Raw genomic sequence first — 18,986 nt, forward strand, 5'->3', positions numbered from 1 at the left:
ATTCTTTAACCCCTCCCCCAAAACCATTCCAACACCACATCCCTTTCATCCAAACGATTTGAACTCAACACTTGTAGCATCAAACCATCAATTAGGTTTAAAACCATGTTGGCATCGGGTTTGAGTTTGTTGGTTTGCAGACTAAAGACCAGATCAAAAATTTCTTTCAGTAGCCATTTTCGATATTCAACTGCCATGCGGTAAGCCCGTGGATAAAGCAGTTTTAATTCAAAAATGGCTTTAAACAAAAGATGGTAAAGGCTATTCACATCGACATGTAAGCGGACAATTTCTTTGAGTTTATCGGCTGCGGTTGGGTAGTGATGTGAGTAGACAATTGCCAGCACTTCTTCTTTGAGTCGGCTTTTTTGAAAGATTAAACACATTTCAACAAGGCGTTCTTTCGAGTGAAAGTAGTTATAAAACGTGGCTTTTTGAATTTTAGATTTTTTAATAATCAGGTCTACGCCTGCATTATGGAATCCATGCGTGGTAAAAAGTTGGATGGCGGTTTGAACCACCTGTAATTTTTTGGAAGATATTTCTAAAGTTGGCATAGTTTTACCGTTATAAATTCTTGTTGTTTCTAAATGAGATAAAAAGCCTGTGCCCTTTCTGGGAGAAAAAAAGGCACAGCAAAGCCGTAAGACGGTGCTTGGCACATCTCAAGTTTTGTTTTGCTAAGTTTTAAGTAAAAATGACTTAAAGCCTGAAAACCTTATGGCGTTCAAGCTGCTGTAAATTTTTAAGCTGTGTCGTTATAGCTTTTGGCACTGAGTACCAAGAAATGATGGATGTGCATAGCCAACTCCTAATTTTGGGAGTTCTGCCAAAGCATTCATTAAGAATTATGGTGGCAGAACGAGCAAGGGTTAGCAGACTGATAGTAAGAAATCAGCACACCCGAAGGTGTCCCTCACTCGTCCTACCGCAACGAGCGAGGGACGATTGATACACATAAGACTACTCCTCAGAAGGAATAATCTGATGCTCTTACTATGCGGTCTGCTAAAACCGGCTGGCAATGTGGCCAGCACGCAAAGGATAATCCGAGAGTTTAGAGGTGTCAATGTAGCTTTTATGACAAGTAATTAAATTTCTTATTGTTTTTCATTAGATTAACTTAATTATTATTTTAGATATTATATTTAATTGTATTTTTAAATTAAGTGAAGCGATCCATGCTTATTCATTTCTATCTTTTAACTTTTAATTTGAAACAACAAAATGGAAAGTGGGATTAGACAATCTCTGTCTGTCCCACTTGGTGATAAGCACGGTTAAAATAAACCAAACTTTGGTCATGTTGGCTTTGTTTAATCGCCACAATCGGACATATAAAAATTGTGTGTGTGCCGACTTGTTGAATTTGCTCAATCTCACAATCGAAACTCACCAAAGCATCGTCTAACACAGGTGAACCCGTTTCTAACTCAATCCATGCGCCATGTTTAAAGCGCTCTTCTGGTGTGAGCTTAGATGAAAATGCTTTTGAAATATGTTCGTGATGCGCGCCTAACACGTTCACCGTTAAGATTTTGTTATCTAGGAAATGTGCATGTGAACTCGCAGATTGGTTCATACAGACCAATAATGTCGGTGGTGTGTCGGTCACACTACAAACAGCAGAGGCAGTAAATCCAAAACGGCCAGACATGCCTGCCGTGGTCACAACACTAACTGCACTTGTGAGTAAAGACATTGCATTTCTAAAGTCTGTTGCTTGAACCATGACATTATTCCTAAATTGAACCGTACCTTATCCTGTGTGCTTGCTATACCGCCCAACTCCATCAGGAAGGTACTATCGACATGCGATCTGATTAGAGCGACATGTAGTAAGTAAAATGAGGGTTACTTGTTTGATTATCAACTGCCATCAAAAAAGTAACCCTTTATACCACTTATTGGTAAATATTAAGCAGTAAGATCATAACCAGTCAGTTCTCGGCGAACGATTTCTGCACCTGCACTTAAAGCATTTAACTTGCCACGTGCCACTTCACGAGAAAGAGGTGCCATACCGCAGTTTGTGCAAGGATAAAGCTTGTCAGCATCTACAAACTGAAGCGCTTTACGTAGTGTGTTAGCAACTTCTTCTGGTGTTTCAATCTGGTTAGATGCGACATCAATTGCACCGACCATTACTTTTTTACCGCGAATGAGTTCGAGTAAATCGATAGGCACATGTGAGTTGTGACATTCTAACGAGATGATATCAATGTTAGACGTTTGAAGTTTCGGGAAAGCTTCTTCGTACTGGCGCCATTCTGAACCGAGTGTCTTTTTCCAGTCAGTGTTGGCTTTAATGCCGTAACCGTAGCAAATGTGGACCGCAGTTTCACATTTTAGACCTTCAATTGCACGCTCTAAAGTCGCGATGCCCCAGTCATTTACTTCGTCAAAGAATACGTTAAATGCAGGTTCGTCAAACTGAATGATGTCTACACCAGCAGCTTCTAGCTCACGCGCTTCTTGGTTCAAGATTTTGGCAAATTCCCAAGCAAGTTTTTCACGGCTCTTGTAGTGACCATCGTAAAGCGTATCAATCATGGTCATTGGGCCAGGTAATGCCCATTTAATTGGCTGATTGGTTTGCTGACGTAAAAACTTCGCATCTTCAACAAACACAGGCTTTTGACGAGATACCGCACCCACTACAGAAGGTACGCTTGCATCGTAACGGTCACGAATACGAACAGTTTCGCGCTTCTCAAAATCTACGCCATTTAAGTGTTCAATAAACGTGGTCACAAAGTGTTGGCGAGTTTGTTCACCATCACTGACAATATCAATGCCAGCAAGTTGTTGTTCGTGCAACGCCAAACGTAACGCGTCTTTTTTACCTTCGGCTAAACCTTCGTTTTCAAGTTTCCAAGGCGACCAAAGCTTTTCAGGTTCTGCAAGCCAAGACGGTTTAGGTAAGCTGCCAGCAGTTGAAGTTGGTAATAATTTTTTCATGATCAATGACCCGTATGTTGATTAATTAGGAGCGTAATTAGCAGACCACTGCTCAAGAATCGCTTGGTATGGTTTGATAAATTGCTCTTCAACAAACTTCCCCTGCTCAATAGCCAGACGGCTACGTTCTTCACGGTCATACACAATTCGAGTAAGTGAATAATCTTCGTGTTTCAAGCTTGGTTGATAAGATTTTCCAGCCACTGAATTTGCGTTGTAAATTTCAGGACGGTAAATCTTTTGGAATGTTTCCATCGTACTAATGGTACTAATCAACTCAAGGTTGGTGTAATCACTCAACAAATCGCCTGTAAAATAGAACGCTAACGGCGCAACGCTATTTGGCGGCATGAAGTAGCGAACTTTTAAGCCCATTTTTTGGAAATATTCATCAGTGAGTGAATAGTCTTCTTGCTTGTATTCAACACCTAAAACAGGATGTTCGTTTTCAGTACGGTGGTACTCTTTAGTCGTCGAAACGCTTAAGCAAATCACAGGCGCCTTTTTAAAGTTGGCTTTATAAGTCTCAGAGTTAATAAAGCTCTTAAACAAGTTACCGTGTAATTCACCAAACTTTTCTGGCGTGCTAAAAGTCGACTTGTTTTTGTTGTGATCTAACAACAGCACACTAAAGTCATAGTCACGTACATAAGACGAGAAGTTGTTGCCCACAATACCTTCGATGCGCTCATTAGTTTTCTTATCAACAATATTGGTTTTCAATATTTCGATGAGAGGAAGCCCGCTGGTACGGTTTTCGGCATCAATGTTCATTTCAACTGAAATGATTTCAAGTTCAACGCCATAGCGATCGCCTTTAGGGTTGTCCCAATGAGCTAAGGCATTGAAACGATTGTCGATCATCTGCAATGTATTGCGCAAATTCTCTTCGCGGCTCATCCCTCTTGCCAAGTTAGCAAAGTTGGTTGTAATACGTGTATTGTCTGCTGGACGATAGTTCTCATCGAAACAAATACTCTTAATCGTAAATGTAAATTCTTTACTCATTGTGATCAGTACCCTAATTTCTGAGATAAAACCTAAATAAAAACTTTTTGCTCTTTTTAAACTTTCCAGACTTGTCAGTTTTGTGCCTTATGGTCTTATCAAAGTGAATTACTGGAGCGCTTCAGAGCATGAATAGATTTATACCGCAATCACAACATGAATAAAAATGATTTAGTCTCATTACAAACTGAGTGAAATTCATGTTTAGGGTTTAATAAATAAGTATAAAGTTAAATTTTTTTCATCTTCGGGAATTTTAGACAGCAGAAATTCAATATACGGCGCTCACACAGCACCTTAATCATTTTAAATATTAATTATTACTTTCAAATACTTAATAGTAAAAATTTAAGTTAAAAAGAATCAACCTAAAGCAATGTGTGCTGACTTTCATTCATCTCTGCTTTTAGCCATTCTAAAAATATGGTTTTACGTGAATCTTCCTCAAAAGCGCCATGAGAAAGTAAAAAATAGGCTGAATTATCTTGCACAACAGGTGAAATTTTTTTCAGTAAGTTCCACTCAAGCTCTTTTTCAATCATATAAATTGAGATGACTGTTGCGCCGAGTCCAGCCAAACAACCTTCTAAACATAGATAAAAATGTTCGAGTTCAACTTTAGCGTAGCCTTTTAAACTCTGCTTTAACTCAGTAATGCGAGTGATATTTTTGAAAAAATTCGGTCTAGAGGTCGAAATGAGTAAATCGTTTGTTTCCGATGGCTTGGTTGCTTGAACTAGAGCGATATATTCATCGGCAATCTTTTCGCTATAAATATGCTCTCCCCAATCAAAGTCATTTCTGCGAATCGCGATATCAATATTATCTTTTTCAAAATCGACCAAACCGCCTGCGGTAAGTAACACCACCTCAAAATCATGACCGAGCTTTTTAAATTTTGATAACCGTGGAATGAGCCATTTCATGGAAAGAGTCGGTTCACACGACAAGACCAGTTGTTTGTTTTCAGCTTTAGGCTGGCTGAGTTGTATTAAGCATTCATCGAGTTGACCAAAAACTTGATGGCAACAACTCAATAAAATTTCACCCTGCTCGGTCATCACAAGTGTTTTATTTTTTCGATCGAACAAAGTGGTATTTAAAGCTTCTTCTAAATTATAAATTTGTTTACTAACCGCACTTTGCGTCACAAATAATTTCTTTGCAGCTAAAGTCACGCTGCCATACTTCGCCACAAAATAGAAAAATTTTAGTGAATTCAGCGATATTCTTTCGATCATTCCAAAAACTCATAAATGTGTAGTCGTTTTTATCGATTTTTATTTTTTAGGTTTCTGTTCAAAATAAAAATCATGTTTATTAAACCCCATTTTAGATGATGAAAAATATATTAGATATCTATATCTATCTTCATAAATGTAAAACCCCTATCTTTCTCACCAAAAGAATAGCAGCTCTCAATAAAACAGTTCTCCTCTCAAATACATTCCAAAAAGTACAGATCAACCCTCTCGTTTTCAGCGAGAGTGCAAGATAATGGCAGAGTTTATTGCGGTTATTTTAATTACGATTTTGGCGGTGGTTAGCCCCGGCGCAGACTTCGCGATCGTGACTAAAAACAGTTATCTGTACGGTAGAAAAATAGGTGTGTTCACTTCACTTGGAATATCGCTTGGCGTGTTGGTGCATGTGACCTATACGTTAGTTGCCGTTGCCTTTGTGATGACTTATACGCCGCAAATTTTGAATATTGTTAAGTATATTGGCGCGCTTTACCTGATCTATATTGGCTATAAAACCTTTACTCAAAAACCAGTTTTAGACTCTGCTACTTTAAATTCTATAGGTACTTTGCAAGCCATAAAATACGGCTTTTTTACCAATGCTCTGAACCCTAAAACCACCCTATTTGTGATTAGTACCTATACGCAAATTGTGAGTTTAACCACGCCTAAATCGATTCTTTTGGCTTATGGCTTTTTTATGTCTTTTGCGCATTTTGTATGGTTTTCACTGGTGGCTGTACTGTTTTCATCCATGCTACTGAGACAAAAAATGTTAGCCAAGCAAGTACAGATTAATAAGGTGATTGGATCAATCTTATGTGTCTTAGGCGTGATTCTGCTTTTTACTAAGTTTCAGTAGAGCTAGTTATTTTTTAAGAAACTGTATAGTGAGTTTATGGTTAATGGACTGAGCGCTTCGTACAGAACTCAGTCCATTTGAGTGAGATAAAAAGCTATGTTTTAACTTTTTGACTCTGATAAATCATTTACATTCCAACGATTTGCTCTTTTAAAGGTTCCGACATCGTTAAACCGTACTCCCATATCACGCATGACTTTATGGGCAACTGGTGCAGTCATTTGGCGAATGTAGAATGGTTCTTTCACCACAAAATGATGAATGGCATGTGTTGAACCAAAGTTAAAGCAAAACAATTGGAACGGCATCATCCACCACGGCGTTAATACTTGAGTTTGTTGAATGACATTACCCAATTCAACATCACCGTAGTAATGCATATTACTAGTCACAAAGTGCAAGCAGAAGGTACGCAGCACATTCGGTGCAACCCAAACAACAGTCAAAATATTAACTACATGCATAATGTTTAAAGTGGTAGCCGACCAAGCAATTGGTGCATCTGCCAAGCTTGCAGCTAAATCAACTGCGTGAAAACCTAAGAAGATATACCACAGTGACCAGTGAATAATCCCTAGCGGGAAATAGGCCATAAATGCACGTTTAAAAATTACTTTTCTAACCGTCCAATTGCTTGCAGAAATAATACGGAACAAGACCGCCAAGCCGTTATCACCAATCGCGATGAGTCGACGTATGCTCCACTGCTCTCCATTGGTTAAAGCTCTTTCTTCTAAATCGACTTCGGTGCCTGAGTTTTTATGATGGTTAAAATGCAGCTCACGACGTTTCCACGGGTTAATTGTACTTGGTCGAGCTAACCAGACTAAGCCCATCATTAAATGATGTGCCCATGGTTTCTTTCTAAAATACATCCAGTGAATCAGGTCATGCTCTAACTCATGGGTGAGCGATGCAAAAAAAGCAATAATTGGAATTGCAAACCAAGCTGAAAGTTGATGATTTATATAGAGCACAGCAGTCGCTATCATGCTCACCAACAATATAAATAGAATCATCGCCCCAATGGCATTTTGATGGTTCAAAATAGGATGGCGTTTGCGTAAAGCCACACCTTCTGCTGTTACTACTTTTTTAATATGTTCCGTTTTTTCGCTATCGGTCATTCCAGCAGGATTTTTATAAATATAGGTCATCCGTTATTCCTCAGTTTTTCATGCCCCTACTTTATTTAGATCACCCTAAATGTGCTTAGCTCGAAACGCCAATCTATTGGCTATGGATGCCAAAATAAAAAGATTCAAAATAAACAAAAGATTTTTTAGTTTTGAATCTTTTATACTGTTTACAGGAATATGAATCAGAAGTTATAGGACATAACATGCCACAGACAGCAACGGCACTGGCTAGCTGGGTGAAAGCGATTCAAAAAGCGCTTGAAAAAGCCGGTGTTGATAGTCAACCTTTATTAGAACAAGCAGGTTTAGATATTCAGGCTCTGAGTAATCCTGATGCACGATATTCATTAAAACAAACAGCAAATTTATGGAAATTAGCAGTTCAGAAAACTCAAGATTCATGTTTTGGCCTTAAAGTTGCCAGCCAAGTCAATCAAAATACTTTTCATGTGTTAGGGCATTCACTGATTACCAGCACCACCCTAAAAGAGATGTTTCTAAGAATTATTCGTTATTTTCGTGTGGTTACGGATATTCCAGAGCTAGAGTTTTATGGGCAAGGAAATAACCATTATTTCGTGATTCATGTTCCCGACGAAGTTCAACCCGAGTCAATAGATGCATTTATTTCCGTTTTTATTCGCTCGAGTCGTGCCTTACAAGGCTCTGTTTTTTCACCCTTACGCATTGAACTTAGACGTTCAGAACCTGAAGATTTAGAAACATTCCAGAGTATTTTAAAAGCTCCGATTGTTTTTAATGCAACCAAAGACATGATTGTGTTTGATACGGCAACCATAGAACAACCACTCGAAGGTGCAAATCCGACTCTCACCCAAGAATATGATGAAATTATTAATCGTTATCTGGCACGGTTCGATAAAGAAAATATATTGGCACGTGTGAAAGTAAAATTAATTGAAAAATTATCTACAGGTGATTTTCAACAACAAGACGTTGCAAAAAGTCTGGGCTTAAGCATACGGAGTCTGCAACGCAAACTTTCTGCCGAAAACACCTCTTATAGTGAGTTACTTGATCAGACTCGGCATGAACTCGCCTTATCGTATATTAAAAACTCAAACCATAATATTACTGAGATTGCTTATATTCTTGGCTTTACTGATGTCAGTAGTTTTACCCGCGCATTTCGCCGCTGGACCGATTTATCACCTATCCATTATCGAGAAAAATATCTGGCTTGCTCTTAACTTTTAAAAAACCTAGGCAAAAAAGATGCATGTAAGTGCATCTTTTTTTTATGAGTAACTTATTTTTTAGTAAGTAGTTCTAGCATCGAAACTGTAGTGACTTTGGCTCCCACTGGTAAAGCTTTTAAGTCAACAATGTAGTTTGGACTATGTGGAATATAAGGCACAGGTTTGCCTTGCTTGACTGCATTTGCAAACACAACTGGGTCTGCCACACCAATAAACATAAAGTTAAACGGAATGTCTTTTTGGTCGCCTAACAAATGGTGAACATCCTCAGACCCCATAACCGCAGGATACTCAGTTAGAACATGTTTATCGCCTAATAATGCTTTTAAAGGCCCATTTAAACGTGCAGAAAATTCTTTATTGTTAATTACAGGTGTGCTTGAACCTTTAAAAGTAAAGGTCGGCATTTGGTCTTTACCCATCCCCTGCATTTGAGACGCGCCTTCACTCATAGACTTAATGTTATTTAACATGGTTTCACGCACTTTAGGATCAAACCAGCGCAAGTTCATTTTGACCAATGCTGTAGAAGGAATCACGTTATTCGAATTTCCAGCTTGGATTGAGCCAATTGATAACACTGCCGCTTGTTGCGGATCAACTGCGTTACCCATAATGGTTTGATATTGATTTACTGCATTGGCCGCCATGCTAATTGGGTTTTTGGTGAGCATTGGTAGTGAACCATGCCCACCCACACCTTTAAATAAAACATCAAGCTGATCGGTTCCCGCCATACGTGGCCCTGGTGCATTGATGACTACGCCTACAGGTGCAGGCGTGGTATGCACTGCAAAGAAATAATCAGGTTTTGGTAAATTGTATTTTGTCCATAAGCCATCGGTCACCATAGCTTTTGCACCTGTGATCGGCTCTTCGGCAGGTTGCGCGACTAAAATAATAGTTCCGCTCCATTCCTTTTTTAAAGCGACTAATGTTTTTGCCATGCTGAGCATCCATGTCACATGTGCATCATGACCGCACATATGTGCTACAGGTGTTTCAGTTCCATCATCAAGTTTTACACGCACTTTACTCGCGTATGGTAAACCAGTCGCTTCTTCAACAGTGTTGGCATCCATATCGGCACGGTACATGACTGTTGGCCCTTCACCATTTTTTAAAATGCCAACCACGCCTGTTTTGGCTATTCCCGTTTTAACGTCAAAACCCAGTGACTTAAGTTCTTTGGCAACAATTGCTGAGGTACGCGTTTCCATAAACCCAAGTTCAGGGTGTTCATGGATGTCTTTATAGACCTTATTTAACCACTCTGTTTGCGTATCAATAATGGTTAACGCTTTTTGCGAAACCGCCGGCAAAGTTGTTGGACTTGCTTCCGCATGAAGGAGAGTTCCATAACCTGCAATGAAAGTCGATAATCCTAAAAATAGGCTGTTTTTAATGATTTTATTCATGTAATTAAAACCTTATAAATGACTGATTTAATTTTAAAATTTATATCCAATTTTTAAGCCATAGCTGACTGAGTGGTTATCCTTAAACTCACCTACATAATAGTCACTACCTGCTTGCGCGCCAAGCTGAGCTTTTGCATCACCTAACCAGTAATACTTCACGCCACCAGAAATAAAGTATTGCGATGTCGGGCTATATTGAGCACCCACGCCCAAGTTGTAATATCCCTTGGTTGGGCCACCCGTTGACACTTTATCACCTGCTCCTGAATCCCATCCAACCGACACAGAGCCTAACCATTTAGGTGAAAAGCGTTGTCCAACCCCTAAATTTAAAGACCATTGGTCGTCATAATAACGAACCAAATTAAAACCTTCCGGACGGCTTGGCGTTGATAGTACGCCAACAACTTTTGAGATCTCACCGAAGCGATAAGGTTGTAGAGCGAGATCACTCCAATTTACCCAGCGTAAACTACCAAACAGTAACGTTCCCTGACGAAGTCCGGTCTGGAACTCCAAATTCACTGAATCAGGAGATTTAAATTTTGTTGTACCTGTATCTTCTTGTTCTGGCAAATTGGCAATAATCTGATTTAAGTAAGCTTTCTTTTGTGGAGTCATCTGACCAATAGAAATCATGTAGTCTAGATGCTGATTAACTAAATCACGACCTTGTTGAGTGCTTAACATCTCAATGAGTGGGGCATTTTCAGTCGCGTTTAGTTTGTGAGTAATGGCTGAACGGTAGGTTAATGAGACTTTCACAGCTTTTTCCGGAATCTGGTAGGCAAGCCCTGCTAACCATCCCAAGTCACCTACAGTTTTGGTGTGAAAGTCATAGCCGTTGTAAAGACTAAATACATTACCTCTTAATTCAACCTGACTTTTAAAGGTTTGATAGACTGGCCCCGCATAAAGATTCCAGTTCTTTGTGGGTTGATATCCCAAAATAAAGCTTAAATTTTGTATATCAAATTCTGATTTTGCATTTCCTGTAGGAGCCTGACCAGAAGTAGCATTGGCAAGTCCTGCTGTTGCAATGCCAGGTAACATAACCATGTCTTTTGGCGTTGCAACAAAGCCATTTAGGCCTGAATATTCTGTGTCGGCACCAAAAGGTTGATCATACAGCAAGCCAAATGAATACTGCGGTGCTAACTGTAGTTTTAACGCTGCGGTAGGTCGATAATCGGTGTTGGCTATATCTGAAATTGAATGATGTGAAGGGTTGGTACCGGACTCTACACCACTTAAATCGGCATCTGTGATTCCTAAACTTGCTTCAAAATAGTTACCCGGTTGTAAAAATGCCGCTACAGACTGCCCTGTTTTATCAAATGCAGCCGCATGTAAGGTGCTTGTGCAAATTGAAGTTATTCCTAAGATCAATATTTTTTTATTCACAACAAAACTCATGGATCCATCCTGGATATTTTTTATTTTGATTCCTCACTTTATGTAGATTTGAATGCTTCTGCTTAGCTCCAAACGCCAATGATTTGACCGTAGATGCCATATTGAAAAGTTATGATTTTTATAGCGGTAAGCACAACAAAGTTTTTATGTTAAAAAAGGGTCTTACTTTTTAGATTTAAAAAACAATTGCAGACTGTATTGATAAAAAAAGCGCGTAGTGAGAATTACAAAAATTAATCTTGAGAGTTGGAAAGAAACGACGATGGGTACTGCGAGTCCAAGAGCTTTAGCCATCAGTGACATTTCTGCGATGCCTCCGGGTGAAAGGCCTAAAATCAAGATTTGTTTTTCTGTATGACTTAAATTAACCAGTAATAAAGCAACGCTGATCGATAGTACTAAAGCCAGTAAATTGAATATCAGTGTGATTCCAATAAATTTTTTATTTTTCCTTAAAAAGCTAAATGGAAACTTGCTACCTAGTGACCAACCAATACAGACTTGACCAAAGGCAGTAAACCATTCAGGCAATTTCATCTGAAGTATTCCGCAAAATGACAATAACCCAATAATGGCGAGTGGCCCCAAAATCCAAGCGTTTAAAAGATTAAAAAATTGAAAAACCTGACCAACAAACAGGGCCAGACAAAACAGTAAGAAGACCTGAAAAAAGCTAAATTGATCCGACACTGGTATCTTTAAACCAGTCCATTCGACATGAAAATAAAGCTCCATAAAAATTGGGACCAGCACAACCAGAATCACAATTCTTAGGCTATGAGCGGCAACGACTTTATCGACTTGAGCTTGGTGTCGCTCTGCAATATTCACCATTTCACTGGCGCTACCAATGGCCGAAGAAAACCATGCAGTTGCCCAATCCAAGGTATTAACTCGATATTGCAATCCAGCCAGCAACGTACCCAACACAAGTGACCATGCCAAACCTATGAGGATAAAGCCCCAATATGCTGCCACTGCCTGTACCAAAGCTGGTGAAAAGTATAGGCCTAAAGCCATACCAATAATGACCTGCCCTATGCGTCGCCACTGGGGGTCACAGGCAAGTGGATGACCAACACTACCGAACAATAAGGCCGTCAATAAAGGTCCAAGCAACCAAGGCAAGGGAATATGCAAATATTTGGCAATTAAAGCTCCGACCAGAGCAATTGCTAATCCTTTGAGATTTGAGCTTATTTTTTCCATAATTCAGAGCAATAATAGCCAACCAATGCTGACTATTATTGCTGTCCTTTTAAGCTTGTTGCTTTTTGATAAACAAGTATTTACGAACGATTGGCAAGATCAATAATAATCCTGACATGATCCAAAGTCCTATACTAATGTTACTGCTCCATAAGACATCAAGTTCCCCTTGAGAAATTGAAAGTGCACGGCGCAGATTCGATTCCATTAATTCGCCAAGTACAAAACCAAGAATCAGTGGAGCTAAGGGAAAATCAAATTTTCTGAGAATATATCCACATACACCCAAGCCCATACAGAGCAGCAAGTCAAAGATATTGCTATGAATAGCATACACACCAACAAAACTTACACTTGCGATGATCGGAATCAGAATGTAATTAGGAATACTCAGCATGCGGGCAAAGAAGCCTACCAATGGCAAGTTTAATACCAACAGAATGATATTACCCACCATAAGCGATGCAATCAGCGACCACACCAATACAGGTTGCTGAACAAATAACTGTGGACCTGGTGCAATGTTGTACATAAGCAACGCGCCCATCATGACCGCAGTCGTCCCCGAGCCCGGCACACCGAGTGTCAACATGGGTACAAATGAACCACAAGCCGCTGCGTTATTCGCACTTTCTGGTGCAGCAAGCCCACGTAAATCACCTTTACCAAACTTGCTACTATCCTTTGCCATTTTTCGTTCAGTGGTATAGGCCATTGCACTTGCAACGGTTGCGCCTGCTCCTGGAAGAATACCCAAGAAGAAACCAATCACTGAACTGCGAATAATTGCAACTAACGAGAAAAAGAACTCTTTAAGATTAAAAAGAGAACGCTTTCCTTGTTTTAAAGCAACTTGACCAATTGTCGTACGTTCGAGCATTAATAGGATTTCGCTTACACTAAATAGGCCAATAACCAAAGTAGTAAAAGCAATTCCGTCACTTAAACCCACACTGTTAAAGGTAAAGCGATATACACCTGTAATTGCATCCATTCCCACAGTTGAAAGTGCTAGGCCCATGAGTGCCATAATTAAGGTTTTAAAAGGCTGCGTACTGACCAGACCAGTTAAACAAACAATTGCAAAGACCATCAAAGCAAAATATTCAGCAGGTCCAAACGCAATTGCCCATTTCGCCAATATAGGAGCAAACAACACAATCCCAATAAAGGCAACCGTACTTCCAACAAAGGAACTGACCGATGACAAAGACAATGCGATTCCTGCCTTTCCTTGCTGTGCCAATGGATAACCATCTAACGTAGTCATAATGGCTCCAGCATCTCCGGGTACGTTTAACAAAATCGCTGAAATACGTCCGCCATATTCACAGCCCAAATAAACTGCTGCCAATAAAATCAAGGCACTATCTACGGGCAAACCTAAAGCGTAAGCAAACGGCAATAAAATTGCCACCCCATTAATTGGACCTAAACCCGGTAATAAGCCAACAATCGTTCCAATAAATGCGCCAATCAAAGCAATTAAAAGATTCTGTGGTTGTAAAGCAACCTCAAACCCCATCATTAAAAAACTTAATACATCCATAGCGGGTCATCCTTAACCAAAAAATCCAAGTGGTAACGGCACATCCAAGAAACGGTCAAACATATAGTAGGTACTGATGCTAAGTACTAAACCTGTCACCAAAACCGGTATGGTTTTGCCATGGAAAAGTTTGCCCACTGCAATGGTCATTAATAGGGTTGCAACAATAAAGCCGAGCCATTCAAAAACTAATGCATATAGCGTTAAAGCCACCGCGCACAACGCTAACTTAACGATTAAATGTTTTGTCCATCCCAACTCAACGGGTTCAAACATAATGGCTGGTCGAATAGTGAGATATGCTGCACTCGCTGTAATTAAGCCCATTAATAAGATAGGAAAAGCTTTAGGGCCCACTGGATCGTAGGAAATTGGGGCTTCAAAATTGCTCGCATAAATCAACAAAAATAACCCGCAAACCGTAATAATGGCGGTAAGAATCCGTTCAGATTTCATCATCTATCCTCAGAAAAAAACTGAGCTGAAAAATAGCTTCTCAACCCAGTCGATTTGTTATTGTGATAATTTATATTCTTGCGATAACTGCCGCATTTCCGCGGTCTGTTTATAAACGTAAGCTTTGAGTTCTTCACCTGTCAGTTGAAATGGGAGTAGATCCTGATTTTCACGGACTGCGTCAAATTTCTGGTTAGCCATCATTTTATCGAAGGCATTTTTCCACCAACCATAAGCTTCATCACTGACCTTTGGTCCCATATAGAAACCACGGATGACTGGCCACTCAATGTCATAGCCTTGTTCTTTTGCAGTAGGTAATTTTGAGAACTTCCCGTCCAAACGTTTGTTAGCAAAAACTGCCAAAACCCGAATATCACCAGACTCTAGGTATGAACTGACTTCACTAATATTGCCGACCCCAACTTGAATATGCTGACCCAGTAATGAAGTCAGCACTTCCCCACCACCTTCAAGTGCAACAAATCTTAAATCAGCAGGACTAATACCTGCTTTTTTTGCCAACATTGCTGTTTGCATCCAGTCTTGACCACCTACACTTCCTGCACCACCAAAGCTGAGTGCTTTTGGGTTTTCTCGGAGTGCTTTCATCAAGTCATCGAGATTTTTCAATGGCGAGTCTTTATGTACCGAAACCAGACCATAATCGACGGCGACCCCAGACAACCATTTCACATCTTTTTCAGTGAAGTGTCCGAATTTTCCTTGTGCTAAGTTCAGAAGTGAACCAGTGGAAAATGCAACCACGGCATTATTATTCGCAGGGTCACTGTTTACGATCTTGTTATAGGCTACGGCACCAACCCCACCCGGCATATAGGTTACGCGTATTGGATCTTTGAGCTGGTCTGTTTGTTTAAAGCCAGATTGAATCAATTTACAGGTCATATCAAACCCGCCACCCGGCTTGGCTGGGGCTATACATTCCGGACGTTTTGGCTGACCCGCCTCTTTAGAAGCATTTCCTGAACCACACCCAGCCATTGTCACACTGACGCATGTTAATGCGAGTAAAGTTAAATTTTTCATGTTACATACATCCTTATAACGTTTTGCTCTATTCATATTTTGATTTTTACCAATCTCCATAATCGACCTCCTTGGCACGATCATGCTTATTGGTTTTTAGTTTTGGTCTTATGTTTTGAAATGCGCTTTTTCACAGCGAACTTCAGTAATGCAGCGTTACTATAAAAATTACGAATCAATCGACTGAAAGAAATAGCTAAGGAGAGGGAAAGTTAGGACAATCACCAGATCTATAATGAGAATTAAAACCTTTGCAAAAATATCCTGAAATGCTTCGGTTAAATAATACTGGTGAATAACAACAAGATAGTAAAAACTTAATCTATTGAGTTGTCTTTTGCATATCCATGCTATGGGTAACGTTAATATTTAAATAAATAAACCTGTTTACCCAATCTTCCCTTCTGATCAAATGAGCTAAATACTCATATATTTTTCCAATAGTTATTTAATCAATTACTCTTCTTCATAATTTGAAAATCCATCATATTTTTTAATGCATCATGCATTTAATGTGCTCCCTTTTTCATTTGAAAAGATTAAAGCACAGATCAAGAAAACATCGTGATACCAATAAATTAAAGGGGGCATTAGTAAAATTAAATAGGTTAAAATTCTAAGAATAGGGAATGTGAAAGACTGAAAATCTAGCGGTAAATTTATCGTAATAATAAATAAAAGTTAGAGAATAAATTTTAATATTAAAGTTGAAAAAGATCGTTTTATTATTTTTAGAATATCAAATTGAAGATCTTTTTTATGGATTGCTGTTAATATTAAAGCACATGATAGATTTCCCAATCCTTCATATCTGTATCAATTAAATCAAGGATGATGAGCGAACACATTTATTATGGAAATCAAACAAATAAAGTATTTTTTAACTGTGGTTGAAGCAGGTAGTATTGGTAAAGCTGCCCAAAAACTCGATGTGGGTGCTTCTGCTATTAGCCAGCAAATTAGTAAATTAGAACAAGAGCTAAGCATTCGCCTATTACAGCGTAATGCCTTTGGTGTCACTCCTACTCCAGCAGGTCTCGCCTTTTTAAAACATTCTCAACTTATTTTACGTCAAGTAAACTTCGCGGTAGATGCTGCTCATTCTGCACGACTGTCTGGGCATGTCAGCCTTGGCTTTCCACCGACGATTACTGCTTTGATTGGTATCCCTTTAATGAAACTAATGTCTGAACGTTACCCAGATATTCGTTTAGAGATTGTGGAAACGCTATCGGGCAATCTAATTCAATCCATTAACTCGCGTCAGCTCGATATCGCGATTATTTTTACCAATGAAATTGACAAACAGTGGTCGATTCAACCCTTGGTACGCGAGCAAATGTATTTAATGGCACGAAAGGAAGTTCTAGAAGAATATGGTCTTGCTGATTGCATCAAAAGTGGTGTGATTCAGTCTCAACAAATTGGAGACCTTCCTTTAGTATTACCACGTCAGCGCCATAGTTTAAGAAAGTTGCTTGAACACAAGATTGGTCAGCTTAATGTCGTCTATGAAATTGATGGCCTACACTTACTCATGGACAGTCTAATTCACCTCGACCTTGCCAGCGTCCGCCCAGGTAGCGCTTGTTTACAAGAGTACAAACATAAGCTTCAATTGCTCAAGTTAGTAGACCCTGAAGTTGAACGAATCAATTACTTGGTAAGCCTTGCCGAAGAAGAATTATCACCTGCCGCACTTGCCGCAAAGTCAGCCATTAAGGCTTGCGTGAAAGATTTGATTCAAAACCAGATTTGGCCATGTTCTGAAATTATTTTATAAAGAGTCATTAATTTTATTAAATACCTAATTAATTTTGCCCTCTCACTCCCTCCTGCTTTTTGAGATTACATTTTCGTCCGAATGATAAGTGGTTTTCCTCTTATCGAAATATAGATGTGTAGTTTGAACTGGAAACAAGGCATCACATTTTCTGCAAAGGACCTCGCTAAATCTCATCTCTAACCCATTTGCTCTTTAGATTTATTGATTGAATCAATTAAGGTCCAGCCTCGAAAATCGTGAATGTTTCCATTTTGTCAGGCCAAGGAGGTCTCCAATGGATGTCGTGAATAACCGTAGGGCTACTTTTAAAAAAATATTAAACGTAACGAGTGGCAACTTTTTAGAGCAGTACGACTTTTTTCTTTTTGGTTTCTATGCCACTTATATCGCGGCAAAATTTTTCCACTCTGAAAATGAATATGTCTCTTTAATGATGACATTTACCGTATTTGCTGCGGGCTTTCTTATGCGTCCTCTCGGCGCTATTTTCTTGGGCGCTTATGTCGACAGAGTTGGTCGACGTAAAGGTCTCATTGTTACTTTAAGCCTTATGGCCATCGGAACCATCTTAATTACCTTTGTACCAGGTTATGAAACCATAGGTATTATTGCTCCGATTTTGGTGGTGATTGGACGTCTATTACAAGGCTTCTCGGCAGGTGTTGAATCTGGCGGTGTGTCTATTTATCTCGCAGAAATTGCAACGGATAAAAATCGCGGATTTATCACAAGCTGGCAGTCTGGCAGCCAACAAGTTGCTGTTGTGTTTGCTGCATTACTTGGCTACTGGCTCAACACCATCTTAACTACGGCTCAAGTGGGTGAATGGGGCTGGCGTATTCCGTTCTTAATCGGTTGTTTGATTATTCCTTTAATCTTCTTGTTCCGTCGTACTTTAGAGGAAACTGAAGACTTTAAATCGCAAAAGACTCATCCTTCAACAAAAGAAATTTTCAGCACATTGGCGAGCAACTGGCGCATCGTCCTTGCAGGCATGATGATGAGTGCAATGACGACGACCACTTTCTACTTTATTACGGTTTACACCACAGTGTATGCAAAACGTACTTTAGAAATGTCAGTAACAGACAGCCTTTTAGCAACAGTGTTTGTTGGTTTGTCTAATTTCTTCTGGTTACCAATGGGTGGTTTGCTTTCAGACAAAATTGGCCGCCGTCCAGTACTAGTCGGTATTACCACACTTGCTCTCTTTACAAGTTATCCGGTTTTAAGTTGGTTAGTGAGCAACATTAGTTTCTCAAACCTTCTAATTACGCTTGCTTACTTCTCGTTCTTCTTTGGTATGTACAACGGAACCATGGTTGCAACCCTTGCCGAAGTGATGCCAAAACGTGTACGTACAGTTGGTTTCTCTTTAGCATTTAGCCTTGCAGCCGCTATTTTTGGTGGTATGACACCAATGGCTTGTACCTTCCTTGTCGAAAACACAGGCAACCCTAGTACCCCTGCTTTCTGGCTCATGCTTGCTGCGGTCTGTAGCCTCATCTCAAGCTTGTATCTATGCCGCGGTTCTAAACAGAAAAATACTGACGCGATTGCTGAACCTGCAAAAATTAGCGCTTAAAAACAACTACTACTTAACCTGAAATTTTAATGAACAGTACGGCAGATCTTACGTCTCCGTACTGTGTTCTCCTGTCATTA

The 18,986-nt window shown here is 39.6% G+C and carries 16 protein-coding genes; 4 read left to right on the forward strand and 12 right to left on the reverse strand.

The genetic code is table 11. From position 1 onward, the window contains the following. Positions 1–5: 5 nt before the first annotated feature. The 5 genes from ACTJJG_RS09940 to ACTJJG_RS09960 form a co-directional block, all read right to left on the reverse strand. Positions 6–557 carry a TetR/AcrR family transcriptional regulator gene (locus ACTJJG_RS09940; RefSeq protein ID WP_372552694.1) on the reverse strand — a complete coding sequence of 184 codons (552 nt, stop codon included), beginning with the start codon at positions 555–557 and terminating at the stop codon, positions 6–8. Between the two features lie 683 nt (positions 558–1,240). After that, a complete protein-coding gene (locus ACTJJG_RS09945; RefSeq protein ID WP_000249487.1) occupies positions 1,241–1,732 on the reverse strand; it encodes a flavin reductase in 492 nt (163 codons plus the stop codon). A gap of 185 nt (positions 1,733–1,917) precedes the next feature. Next, entirely contained in the window at positions 1,918–2,961 is a 1,044-nt protein-coding gene (locus ACTJJG_RS09950) for a methionine synthase (protein ID WP_017400049.1), read from the reverse strand. A gap of 21 nt (positions 2,962–2,982) precedes the next feature. Then, complete coding sequence (locus ACTJJG_RS09955) at positions 2,983–3,969, reverse strand: DUF1852 domain-containing protein (protein ID WP_000031350.1); 987 nt, start codon at positions 3,967–3,969, stop codon at positions 2,983–2,985. 368 nt (positions 3,970–4,337) lie between these two features. Continuing rightward, the gene (locus ACTJJG_RS09960) at positions 4,338–5,210 is read right to left on the reverse strand and encodes a LysR family transcriptional regulator (RefSeq protein WP_233752474.1); all 873 of its coding nucleotides are present in this window, start codon (positions 5,208–5,210) and stop codon (positions 4,338–4,340) included. Positions 5,211–5,466: 256 nt separating this feature from the next. Between ACTJJG_RS09960 and ACTJJG_RS09965 the strand changes: the two genes are divergently transcribed. Continuing rightward, entirely contained in the window at positions 5,467–6,075 is a 609-nt protein-coding gene (locus tag ACTJJG_RS09965; RefSeq protein ID WP_069120115.1) for a LysE family translocator, read from the forward strand. A 101-nt stretch (positions 6,076–6,176) separates the two neighbouring features. On the opposite strand, the gene ACTJJG_RS09970 is transcribed toward ACTJJG_RS09965, so the two are convergent. Then, on the reverse strand, positions 6,177–7,202 hold the full coding sequence (locus ACTJJG_RS09970; RefSeq protein WP_081318653.1) for a fatty acid desaturase: 1,026 nt from the start codon (positions 7,200–7,202) through the stop codon (positions 6,177–6,179). Between the two features lie 215 nt (positions 7,203–7,417). Here ACTJJG_RS09970 and ACTJJG_RS09975 point away from each other — a divergent pair, with 215 nt between their 5' ends. Continuing rightward, the gene (locus ACTJJG_RS09975) at positions 7,418–8,425 is read left to right on the forward strand and encodes an AraC family transcriptional regulator (protein WP_069120120.1); all 1,008 of its coding nucleotides are present in this window, start codon (positions 7,418–7,420) and stop codon (positions 8,423–8,425) included. Between the two features lie 59 nt (positions 8,426–8,484). Here ACTJJG_RS09975 and ACTJJG_RS09980 read toward each other — a convergent pair whose 3' ends face one another. The 6 genes from ACTJJG_RS09980 to ACTJJG_RS10005 all read right to left on the reverse strand — a co-directional run bounded on the left by ACTJJG_RS09980 (position 8,485) and on the right by ACTJJG_RS10005 (position 15,595). Next, positions 8,485–9,852 carry an amidohydrolase gene (locus ACTJJG_RS09980; RefSeq protein WP_032070531.1) on the reverse strand — a complete coding sequence of 456 codons (1,368 nt, stop codon included), beginning with the start codon at positions 9,850–9,852 and terminating at the stop codon, positions 8,485–8,487. Positions 9,853–9,885: 33 nt separating this feature from the next. Continuing rightward, entirely contained in the window at positions 9,886–11,271 is a 1,386-nt protein-coding gene (locus ACTJJG_RS09985; RefSeq protein ID WP_032056941.1) for an outer membrane protein transport protein, read from the reverse strand. Between the two features lie 162 nt (positions 11,272–11,433). Then, positions 11,434–12,480 (reverse strand): AbrB family transcriptional regulator, encoded by a 1,047-nt coding sequence (locus ACTJJG_RS09990; RefSeq protein ID WP_032056942.1) that lies wholly within the window; start codon positions 12,478–12,480, stop codon positions 11,434–11,436. 49 nt (positions 12,481–12,529) lie between these two features. Continuing rightward, positions 12,530–14,029 carry a tripartite tricarboxylate transporter permease gene (locus ACTJJG_RS09995; RefSeq protein ID WP_000382837.1) on the reverse strand — a complete coding sequence of 500 codons (1,500 nt, stop codon included), beginning with the start codon at positions 14,027–14,029 and terminating at the stop codon, positions 12,530–12,532. Between the two features lie 12 nt (positions 14,030–14,041). Then, the gene (locus tag ACTJJG_RS10000; RefSeq protein WP_014208457.1) at positions 14,042–14,488 is read right to left on the reverse strand and encodes a tripartite tricarboxylate transporter TctB family protein; all 447 of its coding nucleotides are present in this window, start codon (positions 14,486–14,488) and stop codon (positions 14,042–14,044) included. Between the two features lie 54 nt (positions 14,489–14,542). Next, complete coding sequence (locus ACTJJG_RS10005; protein WP_005071167.1) at positions 14,543–15,595, reverse strand: Bug family tripartite tricarboxylate transporter substrate binding protein; 1,053 nt, start codon at positions 15,593–15,595, stop codon at positions 14,543–14,545. A 793-nt stretch (positions 15,596–16,388) separates the two neighbouring features. Here ACTJJG_RS10005 and ACTJJG_RS10010 point away from each other — a divergent pair. Together ACTJJG_RS10010 and ACTJJG_RS10015 are read left to right on the forward strand one after the other, a co-directional pair. Next, complete coding sequence (locus tag ACTJJG_RS10010) at positions 16,389–17,318, forward strand: LysR family transcriptional regulator (RefSeq protein ID WP_005071169.1); 930 nt, start codon at positions 16,389–16,391, stop codon at positions 17,316–17,318. Between the two features lie 277 nt (positions 17,319–17,595). Further along, on the forward strand, positions 17,596–18,906 hold the full coding sequence (locus ACTJJG_RS10015; RefSeq protein WP_017387501.1) for an MFS transporter: 1,311 nt from the start codon (positions 17,596–17,598) through the stop codon (positions 18,904–18,906). Positions 18,907–18,986 lie beyond the last annotated feature (80 nt).

The organism is Acinetobacter sp. 22512 (assembly GCF_052044755.1).
Taxonomy (GTDB): Bacteria; Pseudomonadota; Gammaproteobacteria; order Pseudomonadales; family Moraxellaceae; genus Acinetobacter; species Acinetobacter pittii.